This window comes from Lentzea sp. NPDC058450 (assembly GCF_042721395.1).
GTDB lineage: Bacteria > Actinomycetota > Actinomycetes > Mycobacteriales > Pseudonocardiaceae > Lentzea.
Map to the genome: position 1 here is coordinate 93,959 of NZ_JBHXLO010000018.1, position 15,423 is coordinate 109,381.

Below are 15,423 nucleotides of genomic sequence, written 5' to 3' on the forward strand. Positions count from 1 at the left end.
AGCCTCCCCGAAGTATGACTATTAGTCATACTAGCGTGCGTACGCCGTCAGAGCCGACGCCAGCTCGGCGGGCACCTCGACGGGTGCCACCCCGTCGTCCGTGCGCCGCATGCAGGCGACGGTCTGCGCACCCCGGGCGACGACCGCGCCGTCGCGCCGGAACTCGTAGTCCATGACGATCCGGTTGCCACCGGCGCTCGACAGCGACATCAGGACCTCGATCTCCTCCAGCGCGAAGCACTCCGCGAAGTAGTCCATCCGGCAGGACACCGTCACCATCGCCAGCTCGCCCGAGGTGAGGCGGCGCAGCACGCCGGGCGCGTGGTCGGCCAGGAAGTGCTCGCGGCAATGCCCCTGCCACCGCAGGTAGTGCGCGAAGTAGACGTTGCCCACCAGGTTCGTCTCGTCCAGCGTCACCACGTGCCGGTGGACGTAATGCTCAGGCATGCCGCTCCCCCATCGCAAGCGCCGCGGTCACCGGCCCGGCGTCGGTCATCCGCCTGGCGACGACGACCCGGATGCCGCGCACGGTCCCGGACATCAGCCCGTCGTCGGTCACCTCGTCGAACTCCACCGGCCCGGCCGCCCCCAGCGCCAGCTCCGCGGCAAGTGCGGGATCCTCGTCCGCCAGTGCGAAGTGCAGGCCGACCGGCACGTCCGCGTCGAACTCCAGCCCGCCCCACAGCTCGACCCGGTACGCCCAGCCGCACTCGACCAGCCGGCGGCTCAGCCACGGGCCGAAGTGGTCGAACGGCATCGGGTCGGGGAGGTCGTTGTCCCCCACCACCTTCAGCCGCAGTCCCGTCCAGCGCGCGACCGGCAGCCCGTCCGGCTGCACGAGGTCGACGTCGAACAGGAACTCCTCGGCCGAGTGCCACCGTTCGACGGCCCGCGCCTGGAGCACGCCCTCCGGCCTGCGCCACACGTTGAGCTCCTGCACCGACACCGGCAACGCTCGCTTGTGCGGCACGCACGGCAGCAGCGCGTGGATGGTGGCGTCGTGCGCGGCGGGATCGCCGAGCAACAGCCGTGAGCCGTGGTACGACGCGAACCACGTGTCCTCGCGGGCGTGCACCCAGGCCGTGACGGTGAACGCCGACAGCCGGTCGTAGCGCACCACCCGCCGGAACCGTCCACTGTGGAACAACACGGAACCGTAGGCGTGGTGAACGGGTCCGACAGCAGGTGCCTCGACAGGTTCTCGGCGAGCCGGTGGCGGCACGGACGGGACCACCGAGGCGCTCAGGTGGTCGGTGCCGAAGCCGTCGCCGTCCTGGCGCACGGTCAGGTCGACCTGCCGGTCACGACGAGCCAGCGCGGCCACCCGGATGACGCGGTCGGTGCGTTCGCCGACGGTCACCGGCCGGCGCAGCTCCAGGTCGCGGAACGTCCACGAGCCCCGTGGCCCGGTCGTCAACGCCGCGACCTGGGCCATCGCCTCGGCCCCCAGCACCGCGGGCAGCACCAGCACGCCGGACACCCGGTGCTCGCTCAGGTACGGGTCGGTGCCGGTGTTGAGGGTCGCCTCGGCGATCGTCTCCACGCCGGGCACCCAGCTCGGCAGCTGCTCGGCGAACCGCAGACCGGCGGGCGACGGGTGGTGCTCGGGGTCGACCCGCAGCGTCGCGGACGCCGGGAAGCGGCCCGTGACGAGCACCGTGACCGGCGCCGACGGATCGGTCAGCGCGTCGAGCATCGCGGTCACGCCCTGCTCCGGTTCGATCAGCGCGAGCCCCAGCCGACGCAGCTGGGTGGTGACCTTCATCCGGTCCGCCATGCCGATGCCGGTCCACGCCGACCACTCCAGCAGGTGCGTGCGGCACCGGGGGTTCCGGCGCGCCCACCGCTCCAGCTCGACGCGCATCCAGTCGTTCGCGACGCAGTACTCGGACTGCCCGGCGAGCCCCTGCCTGCCGATGATCGACCCGAAGCCGACGACGAGCCGCAGGTCCTCACCGACGGCGTCGAGCAGCTCCAGCAACCCGTCGACCTTCGGCGCGACGGTCGCGGCCAGCCCTTCGTCCGTCACCTCGGCGAGACGGCGCGGCCGGTTGACGCCCGCGCCGTGCAGAAGTCCGCGCACCGGCCCGAACTTCGCGGCCTCGCGCACCGCCGCGCGCACGGCGGCGGGGTCGGTGAGGTCGCAGCTGAGGTAGTCGGCGCCGAGCGACGCCACCTCTGCGGCCACGTCCGGGTCGTCGGCGGGGCGCCTGCCCAGCACGACCAGCTGCGCGCCCGACTCCCCGGCGAGCGCGGCGGCACAACGCGCGGTGATGCCGGTGGCGCCACCGGTCACCAGGCACACGTCTCCCGGTCCGAGCGGCAACGCGGCCGCCGCGGGCGACCCGAGGTGGGGCCGCGTGACCACCCGTTCGACCACGCCTTCGCGCACGCGGAGCTCCGCGTACCCGTTGGGGGGCCGGAACGACGCCGCCGCGCTCACGGCCGAGGCGTTCTCCCCCGGCGGCGCGTCGACGACCGTCACGGAGCACGCGGGCAGCTCGGCCGACACCGCGCGACCCACCGCCGCGGCGGCCGGGTGCCCGGTGTGCGTGAGCACCAGCCGTCGTGGCGCATGAGCCGCGACGGACCGGAGCAGCTCGGCGATCTCATGCGTCCCCGCGGTGTCCGGCAGGTCCACCGCCAGCTCGGCTGGGTCGTGCGAGGCCTGGCGGTCGTCCTGGGGACCGAGCGGCTGCCAGTGGTGGCCGAACAGGCCCACCCACGGCCGCACGCCGCTCAGCTCCGCCGGTTCGCCGGCGCCACCGTCGGGCAGCTCCTGCAACCGGCGGGCCAGTCCGCCGACGGTGACGCCGTCGAGCGACTCGTCCAGCACCAGCTGCCGCCCGTGCCGTGCGGCGATCTCCGTGACGATCCTGACCACCTGCAACGAGTTCACGTGCAGGTCGGACAGCAGCATCGTGTCGTCGGTGATCGCCGACACCGGCAGTTCGAGCTCCTCCGCCAGGTACTCGCGCACGGCCGTGAGCAGGTCGGTGCCCTCCTCGGCCGGCGTCACCACGGTCTGCGGCTGCTCCACCGGAGGCAGAACCGCCTGCGGCACACCGTTCTTGGGCAACAGCTCGCAGGGGTTCGTCAGGAACTCCAGCGGCGTGCCGAGATCGACCACGCGATGGGCGCGGTCGCCGAACCAGGCCTGCGGTTTGGCGGTCGCGGACGCGAAGAGCGCGGCCGAGGCGAACGCGGTGCGCCGCGCGGACCCGCCGCAGTCCAGGCTCACGGCGGGAATCCCGACAGGGGCGGCCAGGGTGGCGAGCATCGTGCCCGGCCCCGCCTCCACCAGCAGGTCGCACCGCGCAGCCAGGTCGCGGACGGCCTCCAGGAACCGCACCGGTTCGGTCAGCTGATCCACCAGCAACGCGCCGATGTCGTCGAACGGCCCGAGCCGCGCGCCGGTCACCGTGGAGAAGACGGGCTTGTCCGGCACCGCGATCTCCACGTCCCGCAGGTGATCGCGCCACGGTCCCGCCACGGCGGACATCGCCGCGCTGTGGAACCCGTGCGACACCGGCAGCCGCGCCACGCGCACGCCGGCCGCCTCGGCCCTCAAGGCCACGACGTCGAGCGCGTTCAGCGGACCGGCGAGCACCGTCGCCTCCGGCCCGTTCTCGGCCGCCAGCACGGCCTCCGTGCTCTCGGCGAGGTCGAGCGCGATGCCGGTGGGCCCGGCGACCGAGACCATCCCGGTGCCGCTGGTGCCGAGGTCCGCCATCAGCCTGCCGCGCCGGGCGGCCAGGTCGAGGACCTGCTCGTCGGTGAGGGCGCCGGCCCACGCCAGAGCGGTCAGTTCGCCGAGGCTGTGCCCCAGCGCCGCGACGGGATGGCACCCGAGGTGCCGCAGCCACGCGAGTCCGGTGAGGGACTGCCAGACCACGGCCGGCTGCGCGATCGCGGTGTCCGCGGCGCCGTCGACCAGTCCGTCCGGAGTGGACGGTGGGGTCGGCAGCAGCGCGCCGGGCAGGCCGAGCGTGGCGCGCACGGGGGCGGCCTGACCGGGCAGCAGCAGGCCGACGCGGACGCCGGACCCCCTGCCCAGCACGACCCCCGCCGGTTCGTCGACCAGCAGCGCGGTGTCCCAGCCCGGCAACCTCTTGCGCGCGGCCGTGGCGGCGGCCGCGAGTCCGGCGGGGTCCGCCGCGACGAGCACGCACCGCACGGCGGCGCGTGGATCGTGCCGCGCGGTCAGCGTGGCGGCGAGGTCGTGCAGCTCGGCCTCGCTCATCGCCGGGCAGCGCTCGCTCAGCACGCCGAGCCGTTCGTCGAGATCGGCGAGGTCGTCCGCGGTGATCAGGAAGGGTTCCCACTCCGGCAGCGGCGCCGCCCACCGTCGGGCCGCGTCCGGCAGCGTCACGACGGGTTCGGGCGGCACCGGCACGAGCCGGCGCGGCACACTCCGGGTGATCGCCGTGCGCACCCCCGCGTCGAGCACGACGTGCGTGTTGATGCCGCCGAACCCCGCCGACGACACGCCCGCGACCGGGTTGCGGTGCGTCCACGGCTCGGGTTCGCCCGGCAGCCGCAGCCCGGCGCCCGCCGCAGCGAGCAACGGGTGCGGCTCGCGCACACCGGTCATCGGCGGGATCACCCGGTGCGACACGGCGAGCGCGGCCTTGATCAGTCCCGCGACCCCGGCCGCCGCCTTGGTGTGCCCGATGTTCGCCTTGACGCTGCCCAGCGCCGCGACCGGTGAGCTGAAGCCGCGCACCGCGAGCAACGCCTCCAACTCGACCTGGTCACCGACCGCGGTGCCGGTGCCGTGGCCCTCGATCAGTCCGGCGGCGGCCGGGAGCAGACCCGCGCGGGCGTAGGCCCTGCGCAGTGCCCTCGTCTGACCCCCGACCGCCGGCCTCGTGACGCCACCGGCGCCGTCGGAGGACATCCCCCAGCCCACGAGGTGCGCGTAGACGCGCAGTCCCCGGGCTTCCGCCTCCTCGGCGCGCATCAGCGCCACGATCCCGCATCCCTCACCGGGCAGGAACCCGGTCGGGTTGGCGTCGTAGACCCGCATGTCGCCGGCCGCCAGCGCACCGACCCGCGCGAACCCGATCAGCTCGAACGGGTCCAGCGACAGGTCGACCCCGCCCGCGAGGGCGAAGCTCAGTTCACCGCGGGCCAGCGCCTCGCACGCCGTGATCACCGCGAGCAGGCTCGACGAGCACGCGCCGTCGACGGTGTAGCCCGCCCCGTGGAAGTCGAAGTGGTTGCACACCCGGCCGGCGATGGTGTTGCTCAGCCCGCCGGCGAGCATCTCGTCGTCGGGCGTGGGAAACGGTTCCTTCAGCACGCGTTCGGCCGTGGCGAGGACCCTCGCCGCGGTGTCCCCCGCGATCCCCTGCTCCTCCAGCGCCGCGCCCACGACGTGCCGCAGTGACGGCCAGCGCAACCGCAGCAGGGCCGCCCGGCTGAACTCGCCCGCGAGCGAGTTGCCGATGAACACGCCGGTGCGGTCGCGGTCGACGCCCTCGCCGTGCGGGACTCCCGCGTCCGCCAGGGCGGCCTCGGCGGTGTCCAGCGCGAGCCAGTGCGTCGGGTCCACGGCGCGGTAGAGCGCACCGGGGACCCGGAAGCCCGCCCGGTCGAACGACCAGTTCCGCAGCACCGCGGCCCTGCGCACGACCGTCTTGTCCACATCGGACGGTCCGCCGCCGTAGTCGGCGAGATCCAGCCGCTCGGGCGGGATGGCGCGGAACGCCCTGCGCCGGCCGAGCACGGTCTGCCACAGCTCCTCGGGCGACGACGCGTCCGGGTACCGGCAGGCCATGCCGACGACGGCGATCCTCGGTGTGCTCACCGCCCATCAACGCCCGCGAGCGCGACCCTTTCCTCGTTCCGGTTCCGCAGTTCGGACACGACCAGGACGCCGCCGCGCAGGATGCAGACGATCACGAGGGCGAAGAAGAACCCGAAGACGACCCCGTTGAGCACCAGGATGCCGTAGGTGAACGCGGTCGCCACGCCGAACAACGCCTGGTTCCGCTTGCTCACCGGCGTGCTGCCGGGGTCGGTGATCATGTAGTTGGTGAAGATGACGAACGCCAGCCCCGTCATCGGCAGCAGCGCCGCGAGGAACGCGTGGTCGAAGATGGCCCAGCGCAGGAACGCCTGCAGGGCGAACCCGCCGACCCAGCCCATGATGAGCGGCAGCTTGCCGGTCAGCTTGGCGTTGATCATCGTGCCGGCGCCGAGGATCGCGAGCGGCAGGATCCAGTCGATCGCGCCGGTCGGTTCGTTGGTGAAGTGGTACGGCGGCGCGATCCCCACCCACGGGAACAGCACCAGCGTGAGCGCGATGCCCGCGTTGGACGGGTTCAGGAAGTGCCGCTTCTTCCCCTTCACCCGCAACCGCAGCAGGTACTTGGTGCTCACGCCGGCGGTCACCGCGAAGATGTAGGGCCACAGCGAGGTGTTGCCGTAGAGGAGCATCGCGACCGCGAGACCGCCGATGTGGCTGGGCAGCAGGAAGTTCATCAGCTTCATCGGGCCGCCCCGGTAGCCGGGCGTGCGGCCGTGGGCGCGCGCGTCCAGCGTCTCGAGCAGCAGGTCGACCGAGTAGGCCACGAGCACCGTGACGATCGGCGTGATCGGCGACTGCTCGAAGCCGAGCACCAGGTGGCCGATGACGTTGAAGGCGGTGATCGACATGGCGAAGCGGCGCAACGCCATCAGCCGCTTGTCCGGCGGCCGTGCCGCGAGCCGATGGCTGGGCGACGGTCGGGTCGTGTCGGCGGGCGTCGTTGTCATCGCGGGTCACCGTCCTGCAGGGGGTTGGGTGGGAAGAACAGCGGGCGGCGGCAGACGCGGCGCGGGTCGGGCCGCGCCACGCCTGCCGCCGGGGTCAGATCCGCTGCGGGATCAGATGGTCACCGTGGTGCCGTCGAAACGGGTGACCGAGAAGCGGTGCTGCTCGTTGAACCACGACTTCTGCTCGCGGAGCAGCTCGATCGCCAGGCTCTCGCCCAGCTTGAACGACTCCGTGAAGTCGCTGCGCCAGTGCACGCCCGCCATGTTGCGGCCGACCGCGATGTTGGCGGCCAGCTTGTTCAGCTCGCCCCCGACGGTCAGCCGGTCCGCATCGGCGCCGGTGTAGCGCACCAGCTCGGTGCCGCTGTCGTTGGCCTGCACGGGATTCGGCATCGGGGCCGTCTCCTCGAACCACGCCTTGAGGATCGTGGCGCAGGCGCCCGACGCCGTGGCGTGCCCCGCCGCGTAGGACGGGTGCGTCGGCGACCCCTCCGGGAACGCCTGCGGCAGCAGGTAGGATCCGAACTTGCTGAAGATCCGGTCCACCGCGTCCGACTCCAGCACCTCGCGGTCCAGGAACTCGTACGCCCGCCTGCCCGTGAGCCGGTTGTGCACCCTGGAGCAGAACGCCTCCGGGCGCAGCCGGCGGTGCACGTACCACTTCTGGAACCACGCGGCCCGCAGCGCCCTGTTCGCGACCTCGGTCACGAGCGAGAGCAGGTGCGGGATGCCGAACGTGCTGAATCCCAGCTGCGTCTTCGAGTCCAGGTACGGGTTCCCGGAGTCCGTCGGCACCTTCTGGTAGTACATGATCAGCCCGGCGTTGAAGAACGCCTGGGCCGGCGTCGGACCCGCGTCGAAGTGCACCCAGTGCGTCAGGTCCCTCGGCGTGGCGAGGTACCGGCGGTTGACGTGGTCCCGTTCACTGGCCGCCAGCGACCTGTTCCAGCCGTTCTGGATCCGGACGTACGTCTCGAACGTCGTGACGTAGTCCTTGTTCGGCTGCACCGTGTCCTGGCGCTGCTCGGTCACGTAGGTGCCGAACTGGACGGGCTGGTAGAAGAACTGGGAGATGAACGGACCCACGTGGTCGCCCGGCGTCTCGCCGCGGAACACGAGGTCGGGCTCGATCCGGCCGTTCCGCTTGGACGCCCGGTAGTCCGACAGCCTGCTCAGGTCGTCCGCGGCGGCCGCGACGAGGCGGTCGTCCGCGAACCTGGTGAAGGGCACGTCCCTGCACAGCGCCATCCAGTAGAGCTCGGTCGCCTCCGCGGACAGCTCGGGAGAGTCCATCCTGGGCGCGGGCCTGATCGTCATGCTGTTGCTCGGCGGCCCGACCGCGTCGACCGCGAGCCCCGCCTGCGGGTTCGTCAGCGGACGACCCTCGGCGAGCGTGATGCGATCGATCTGTTCGGGGTCCTCGCTGGTGAGCGCGCGCAGGTAGGCGCGGTACGCCGCGGGGTCGACCTCGCCGAACTCGTTGTGCGACAACGCCTTGCTGTAGCTGCCGAGGTAGTTCGGGTAGAGGTTCTCCTCGCCGTTGCTGACGTGCATCACCGGCAAGGCGTCCACATCGGACTTGGACGTCCGATCGACGGGTGGGCTCATGTTCTCGTCCTATCTGGCCGTTCGCCGCGAACGGTCCTAGTCGCGCGGAGCGCCGCCACCACCCTGCTGACCGTCGATCACGACGCGGCCGAGGCCGTTCTCCACGACGACGCGGGCACCGGGGATGACGCGGCCGTTGTCGTCGATCGGCTGACCGCCCAGGTTCACCCGGAAGCGCGGGCCGGCCTCGGACATGTGCCAGTGGCGCCACTTCCAGCCGTCGGCCGTCTTCACCGCGAGCGCGCTGGAGTACAGCGGCTGGTGCTCCTTGTGGTCGGCGCGCGTGATGATGACGTCGCCCTCCTCGTTCACGAGGCCGAGGGTCTTCGTCGCGACCGCCTGCGTCGCGAAGATCGTCTTGATCTGGCTGTCGGTGCTCGTGGGGAACAGCGTGGTGAGGTACTCACGCATGTTCTCGCGACCGGTGATCTTCAGCGGAACGCCGTTCACCGCGATCAGCTCGTAGGTGGTGAAGTCGTCGGCGATCGTGTTGAGAATGTAGTCGATGTCGCCGCGCGAATAGGCCACCTGCAAATCGGCCAAGAATCCGCGCACCTCGAGCTCGGCGGCCTCGTCCGCCTCGAAAACGTCGCCCTCGCTCGAACCGGAACTGCCGAGGAGGCCGCGCGCGAATTCGCTCAGCTGCCTGCCGAAATCCTGGATCTCAGTCACAATCAACTCTCCGATCAATAGCGTCGCCAGCCGACCGACCGTAGCGACGGACTGCTCTTCCTCGGTGTCTGTTCTAGTCATCCGCAGAGGGTGACGACTTCTCCTCTGTTGCTGTGAACCCATTCCAGCAGCCCCGGACCTCGTGGCCGTCTTCTGGCTTGCTCGATTTCTGCCGGTTTCCCCGCAAGGGAGGAGAAGGAGCAGGAGCTGATCAAACTTAGTGTCCCTGTTGTCGGTCGTGCGCATTCGACAATCGGGGAGAGAAGCCGATGGAAGAACACGTGAGCGGATACCTGCCACCCATGCGTTCTCGTGGACCCGAGTTCCGGCTGCGACGGCTCACCCAGGATCCGGCGGGGGCGGGCGACGGGGCGATCTCCCCCGACGGCGCGCGGTTCGTGGCGTCGTCGCGCCGGGCCGGGTCGCTGAACCTGTGGTTCTACGAGATCGCGACCGACCAGTGGCACCAGGGCACGCGCGGCGCGGGCGACGACATCGAGGCGCAGTGGTCACCGGACTCCAGCTGCCTCGCCTTCACCTCGTCCCGCGGCGGGCACAAGGCGGTCTGGCTCTACCGGTCGCGCGACGGCCGGATCAGCCAGCTGACCTTCGCCGACCACGAGGAGGAGTACCCGCAGTGGTCGCCCGACGGAACGCAGATCGCGTACGCCGGCGGGCCGTGGGGGCACCGGCACTTCTACGTCGTGCCGGCCAAGGGCGGCAGGCCGCGCCCGGTGACGGCGACCCCGGGCCGGGCGGGCGCCTGCTCGTACCTGCCCGACGGCCGCGCGCTGGTCGCCCACTCCTACGACACCGGCGCCGGCGCCATCTCCGTGTTGCCGCTCAACGGTTCCACGCCGACGCAGATCACCGACGGCAGCGCGTGGGACTACAAGCCGTCGGTGTCGAGCGCGCATCCGATCGTCGCCTTCTCGCGGAGTTTCGAGGGCCGGTCGGTGATCTGGGTGCAGCGCCTGGACGGCAGCGGCACGGGCCGCGCGCTCGTCACCGAGGCGGCGGACGACCGCTGGCCGAACTGGACGGCGGACGGCCAGAACCTGTTCTTCCACCGGCTCGTCGACCGCGGCATCGGGATCTGGGTGCTCGACCGCCGCACGGGCGGCGTCCGCCAGGTCGTCGGCGCGGACGAGCAACCGAGGTACGGCGCGCTGAGTCCCGACGGCACCAGGCTGGTGTACGCGGCGGAGGACTCCGGCCGGTCGGTCGTGAAGATCCGCGACCTCGCCGGAGGACCGCCCCGGCTGCTGCCGCTCGGCGAGGCGGCGTTCCCCACGTGGTCCCCGGACGGGCGCTCGATCGCTTATCTGGCACGGCATCCTGCCCGGCCGCGCTGGGAGATCGCGACCTACGACCTGGCGGGCGGCGAGAGTCGCGTGTGGACCCGCGGCATGGACCAGCTCAAGGGGATGCACGGCCCGCTCGACTGGTCGCCGGACAGCACCCGGCTGGTCTTCAAGTCCGACACCGAGCCGTTCGAGGCCGACCTGTGCGTGCTGGACGTCCGCACGGGCGAGGTGCACCGGCTGACCGAGGACGCGTGGTGGGACGAGGCGCCGTCGTTCACGCCGGACGGCCGCGGGGTCGTGTTCATGTCGACCAGGGGCGGCGACTGGACGTGGGGCTTCTACCGCCTGGACCTCACCACCCGCGAGATCACCACGCTCGCGGGCCCCGACTACGTGGAACGCAACAACCCTCGCCTGCTGCCCGACGGCACGCTGCTGTGCTCGCTCGTGGCGTCCGGCGCGGAGGAGCTGCACGAGCAACGACCCGACGGCCTGGCCCGCGTGCTGTCCGCGGCGGGCCCGTCCGTGCGCTACCCGGTCCCTTCGCGGGACGGCTCGCTGGTCGTGTTCACCCGCACGTACCGCACGGTCGAGTACTGGCTGGCGGAGAACGTGTGGGCGCCGGACTCACCGATCGCCGACCTGGCCGGTAACCGTCCACTTCAGACGGATGTCCCGTCGCAATCGCCGTGGAGCATGGGACCGGTGCGCAGCCCGGTCGACACCCGGCGCAGATGACGCATGTGAAGCCCACCCGGTCGGGTGGCCAGCCCCTTTTCCCCCTAAGCACCAGGAGATCTCGCATGACCAGCAACTCGACCGAACCCGGCCGGCTGTCCGACTCCCTGCCGGCCCAGAACAAGATCTACGACACGGCCGCGGGCGCGTTGTGGCACCTCGCGGTGTACGAGCCGGTGCACGAAGGCCGCGAGTTCACCAACATGGCGGGTGCCGCGCTGCTCGACAGCATCGGCACCGAGTTCAACCTCGGTGCCGCCCACCGGGTGCTGGAACTGTGCTCCGGGACCGGCGAGGTGTGCCGGTACCTGGCGGGGCGGTTCGACTGCCAGATCACGGGCATCGAGCTCAACGCGTCGCAGCTCGAACACGCCAGGATCAAACACCGGCAACTACCGACGAGCGTGCAGAAGCGCGTGCGCTACCTGCGCGGGGACGTCAACACGTGGATGCCGGACCGGGCCTACGACCTGGTGGTGGCGGTCGACTCGCTGGCGTTGATGAACGATCCCGGTGACGCCCTCGCGGTCGCGCACGCGGCGTTGCGGCCCGGCGGGCACCTGGTGTTCGCCGACATCCTCACCGGGCGCGAGCTGAGCGACCGGGTGCGCGGCACGGCGTGGGAGTACGACGGCATCCGGCCGTTGCCGCAGCCCGCCGACACCGCGGAGCTGTTGAGCCACCTGGGTTTCGTCGACATCGTGCACACCGACATCTCGGCGGCGGCGGTCGACTGCTTCCGGATCATCTCCGGGGCGCTGACCGTGCGGCAGCGGGCGATCCAGGACGTCTGCACGGCCGAGGAGTACGCGCACTGGTGCGAGTCGACCGAGTTCTACCTCGACAGCTTCGTGCGCCGGGAACTGTCGTACGGCCGCTTCACCGCGCGCCGTCCCGCCCAGGACGACTCGTGATGGCGTTCCTGCGCCGCGAACCCGTGCTCCTGCAGGCCGCGTTCCTGGCGCTGGTCAACCTCCTGGTCGCGTTCGGGCTGGTGGAGCTCACCGCCGAGCAGACCGGCGCGCTGGTGGGCGTACTCGCCGCCGTGCTCGGGCTGTGGGCCCGCCGGCTGGTGACACCGGTGTCCACGTTGAAGGAGAAACAGTGAGCGCACGGATCCTGCCCCCGTTGCCGATCAGTCTGGTGAACTTCGAGAACCGCGGTTTCCGCACGGAGAACGCCGCCGCACGGGCGTTGCTGGAACGACGGGCGTCGGCGTTCCTGCTGGGGTACAACACGTTGCGCCGCCACGGGGTCGAGCAGCTGGGCACCCGGCTCGACCCGTGCCCGCTCGACGACCAGGGGTTCGCCTACGAGGGCGCCGCGTTCGCCGCGGCGGCGTACGACCTGCTGCGGCCGCGCCGGGAGAAGACGCTCGACGCGATGTTCGAGCTGGCCGGTGACCGCTACCCGCACCTGATGCACGTGGGCGCGGGCTGGGTCGGGCTGGTCGCGCCGCCGTCACTGGTGCTGCGCAAGGCGAAGCTCGACCCGTTGCTGCGCTGGCTCACCCTCGACGGCGCCGGGTTCTCCCGGGCGTTCCTGCGCGGCAAGGGCTGGAACCGCCGGTTCACCCGTGCCTCGTGGTCGGCCGAGCCCTCGCACACGGTGCTGCACCAGGGCGTCGGCCGCGCCATGTGGTTCATGGAGTGCGCCGACCCCGCCGCGATCCGGCGCCGCATCGCGACGTTCCCGGCCGAGGCGCACGCGGAGCTCTGGTCCGGTGTCGGCCTCGCCGTCTGCTACGCGGGCGGCGCCGACGACGCGGCACTGGACGACCTCACGTCGCTGACCGGGCCGAACCGGGTCGCCCTCGCCCAGGGGGCGGCGTTCGCGGCGGGCGCGCGCGGCGCCGCCGGTCACGTTCCCGAGCACACCACCGTCGGGGTGCGCGAGCTCGCCGGGGTGTCGGTCGCCGAGGCCGTCGAGTGGACGGTCGTGGCGGCGCACGAGGTGCACACCGCCGGTGACCTCGACATCGCCGCGTACCGCCGCTGGCAGCACCTCATCCGCGAACGCGCGGCCCGGTACGTCTGACCACCGCGTCCCATCGAGGACACCGGAGACATCGGAGACACTGTCATGACAACACCTTCGGTCCCTGCCCGGCGCGCCGGCAGACTGCTGCCGGTGGCGGTGGCGGCGGTCCTGCTCGTCGGCGCCGGCTTCGCCACCGCCCGGCCGGAGCTCTCGGACGCCGAGGCCGCGAGCCTCGCCGCCCGCTACGAGTTCGCGATCAAGCCGTTGAACGAGGCCCCGCCCGGTGCGCGGTCGCTGCGCGAGGTCGGGCCGGACGTCGAGCACATCCGGTCGTGGATCTCGGCCGTCGGCGCCGCGGTCGGGCTCACCGACCACGACGGCAACGGCCGGTCCGACGACGCCTGCCTGGTCGACCCGCGCGACGACTCGGTGCGGCTCTTCCCCGTGCCGGGCACGGGCGACAGGTTCGAACCCGTGGAGCTGCGGCCCGACCGGGACTACGACGACACGATGGCGCCGATGGGCTGCGTGCCGGTGGACCTCGACACCGACGGGGACAGCGACTACGTCGTGCACTACTGGGGCCGCTCCCCCGTGCAGTTCCTCAACACCGGCAGCGGTTTCCGCGCCGTGGAGCTCGTCGAACCGCGGCAGGTGTGGAACTCGACCACGCTCAACGTCGGCGACGTCGACGGGGACGGCAACCTCGACCTGCTGGTGGCGAACTACTTCCCGGACAACGCCAAGGTGCTCGATCCCGGCGCGGGACCGGACGCGCGCATGCAGATGCAGGACAGCATGTCGCGGGCGTGGAACGCCGGCACCAACCGGCTGCTGCTCGGCAAGCCCCGGGGCGCGGACCAGGCTCCGGCGTGGTCCGACGCGAGCGAGTCGCTGCCGCCGGAGGCCGCGCAGGCGTGGACGCTCGCGATCGGCCTGCAGGACCTGACCGGCGACCACCTGCCCGAGATCTACCAGGCGGAGGACTTCGGGCCCGACCACTTCATGGTCAACCTGTCGACGCCGGGGAACGTCCGGTTGCGGACGGTGAAGGGCGACCGGGATCTCGTTTCGCCGAAGTCGACGGTTCTCGGCCACGACTCGTTCAAGGGGATGGGCGTGACGTTCACCTATCCCGACGGCGCGGAGATGCCGACGATGGTGGTCAGCAACATCACCGCGGAATGGGGCCTGCAGGAGAGCAACTTCGCTTTCACCCCCACCGGTCCGGGAAAGGACCTGCTGTCCGGCGACGTGCCTTTCATCGACCGCAGCGAAGAACTCGGACTGGCCCGCAGCGGATGGGGATGGGACATCAAAGCGGCGGATTTCGACGGTGACGGAACTGACGAGATCATGCAGGCGACGGGCTTCCTCAAAGGCGAGAACTGGCGCTGGGCGCTGCTCCAGGAATTGGCGCTCGGGAACGACCAGCTGCTGATGTACCCGCAGTCGTGGCCCAATTTCGGGCCGGAGGCGAACCTCTCGGGAGACGACACGAACCCGTTTTGGGCCCGAACGTCGTCCGGCCGCTACGAGGACATGGCGAAACATCTTCGCCTTGACGAGGCGGTGAACACCCGGGGCATCGCGATCGGTGACGTCAACGGCGACGGCAGGCCGGACGCCCTGCTGGCCAATCAGTGGGAGGACTCCCGGCTGCTGCTCAACACGTCCAGCTCACAACCACGTCAGACGGTGTTGAGCCTGCGCCGGCCCGGCGCGGGAAGTTCGACCACCCCGGCGATTGGGGCGCAGGTCGTCGCACAAGCCGACAACCGGCCCGCACAACGTTCTCAGCTATATCCGGCGAATGGTCACACGGGTGTCTCGTCCGCCGAGCTGTTCTTCGCGACGGGTTCCGCGCAAGCAGTTGAATACACGATCAAGTGGCGGACTCCTGGCGGCCAGCGAAGCAGCACGATCGTGCTCCCGCCGGGCAGTCATTCGGTATTGCTCGGTGACGACGGAAAGATCACCACTCAGTAGTCAATTCAAGGGGTAACACCCGAAAGATCCAACGAAACAGCCCACTGCGTCACTCCGACGGCGCAGCTGGGCTTTTTCGTTGTGACGTACTGTGAGTTCGATCATTAAAGCTCGCCCGATAAGAGCAGAACCGGCAGAAGTGACTTATGATTCCACCTGAGCGCGAACACAGATCGCACAATTGATCAAGCACGAAGGTGTACCGACCGAACGGGCGAGCACGCCTTACTTCTCGATCACCACAATCCCGACAAATAGCAAGATCGCGACTACCCTCCGCGCGGTCACAGACGGTTAGCTCAGGTTGACAAACAAAGAAGAGTGCCAACCGTCGTTCGGTATCTGTTCCGTCACGTCCACATAGCCG

The 15,423-nt window shown here is 70.9% G+C and carries 10 protein-coding genes; 5 read left to right on the forward strand and 5 right to left on the reverse strand.

Annotated features, from left to right (window positions below; all coding sequences use genetic code 11):
* Positions 1-30: 30 nt before the first annotated feature.
* The 5 genes from ACFWNN_RS26645 to ACFWNN_RS26665 form a co-directional block, all read right to left on the reverse strand.
* Positions 31-447, reverse strand: a complete 417-nt coding sequence (locus ACFWNN_RS26645; RefSeq protein WP_382442652.1) for an acyl-CoA thioesterase — start codon at positions 445-447, stop codon at positions 31-33.
* On the reverse strand, positions 440-5,812 hold the full coding sequence (locus tag ACFWNN_RS26650) for an SDR family NAD(P)-dependent oxidoreductase (protein WP_382442653.1): 5,373 nt from the start codon (positions 5,810-5,812) through the stop codon (positions 440-442). Before ACFWNN_RS26650 ends, ACFWNN_RS26645 begins: the two co-directional genes overlap by 8 nt.
* A complete protein-coding gene (locus tag ACFWNN_RS26655; protein WP_382442654.1) occupies positions 5,809-6,762 on the reverse strand; it encodes an enediyne biosynthesis protein UnbU in 954 nt (317 codons plus the stop codon). Before ACFWNN_RS26655 ends, ACFWNN_RS26650 begins: the two co-directional genes overlap by 4 nt.
* A 111-nt stretch (positions 6,763-6,873) precedes the next feature.
* Positions 6,874-8,370: a vanadium-dependent haloperoxidase gene (locus ACFWNN_RS26660; RefSeq protein WP_382442655.1), complete on the reverse strand. Its 1,497-nt coding sequence runs from the start codon at positions 8,368-8,370 to the stop codon at positions 6,874-6,876.
* 36 nt (positions 8,371-8,406) lie between these two features.
* On the reverse strand, positions 8,407-9,123 hold the full coding sequence (locus ACFWNN_RS26665; RefSeq protein ID WP_382442656.1) for a nuclear transport factor 2 family protein: 717 nt from the start codon (positions 9,121-9,123) through the stop codon (positions 8,407-8,409).
* Positions 9,124-9,311: 188 nt separating this feature from the next.
* Between ACFWNN_RS26665 and ACFWNN_RS26670 the strand changes: the two genes are divergently transcribed.
* The 5 genes from ACFWNN_RS26670 (at position 9,312) to ACFWNN_RS26690 (ending at position 15,056) form a co-directional block, all read left to right on the forward strand.
* Positions 9,312-11,087: a hypothetical protein gene (locus ACFWNN_RS26670; RefSeq protein WP_382442657.1), complete on the forward strand. Its 1,776-nt coding sequence runs from the start codon at positions 9,312-9,314 to the stop codon at positions 11,085-11,087.
* A gap of 65 nt (positions 11,088-11,152) precedes the next feature.
* Complete coding sequence (locus tag ACFWNN_RS26675) at positions 11,153-12,001, forward strand: class I SAM-dependent methyltransferase (RefSeq protein WP_382442658.1); 849 nt, start codon at positions 11,153-11,155, stop codon at positions 11,999-12,001.
* Complete coding sequence (locus ACFWNN_RS26680) at positions 12,001-12,195, forward strand: hypothetical protein (protein ID WP_382442659.1); 195 nt, start codon at positions 12,001-12,003, stop codon at positions 12,193-12,195. The genes ACFWNN_RS26675 and ACFWNN_RS26680 overlap by 1 nt, the downstream gene beginning before the upstream one ends.
* Positions 12,192-13,124 carry a DUF1702 family protein gene (locus ACFWNN_RS26685; RefSeq protein WP_382442660.1) on the forward strand — a complete coding sequence of 311 codons (933 nt, stop codon included), beginning with the start codon at positions 12,192-12,194 and terminating at the stop codon, positions 13,122-13,124. Before ACFWNN_RS26680 ends, ACFWNN_RS26685 begins: the two co-directional genes overlap by 4 nt.
* Before the next feature lie 45 nt (positions 13,125-13,169).
* Positions 13,170-15,056 carry an FG-GAP repeat domain-containing protein gene (locus ACFWNN_RS26690; protein ID WP_382442661.1) on the forward strand — a complete coding sequence of 629 codons (1,887 nt, stop codon included), beginning with the start codon at positions 13,170-13,172 and terminating at the stop codon, positions 15,054-15,056.
* Positions 15,057-15,423: the final 367 nt, after the last annotated feature.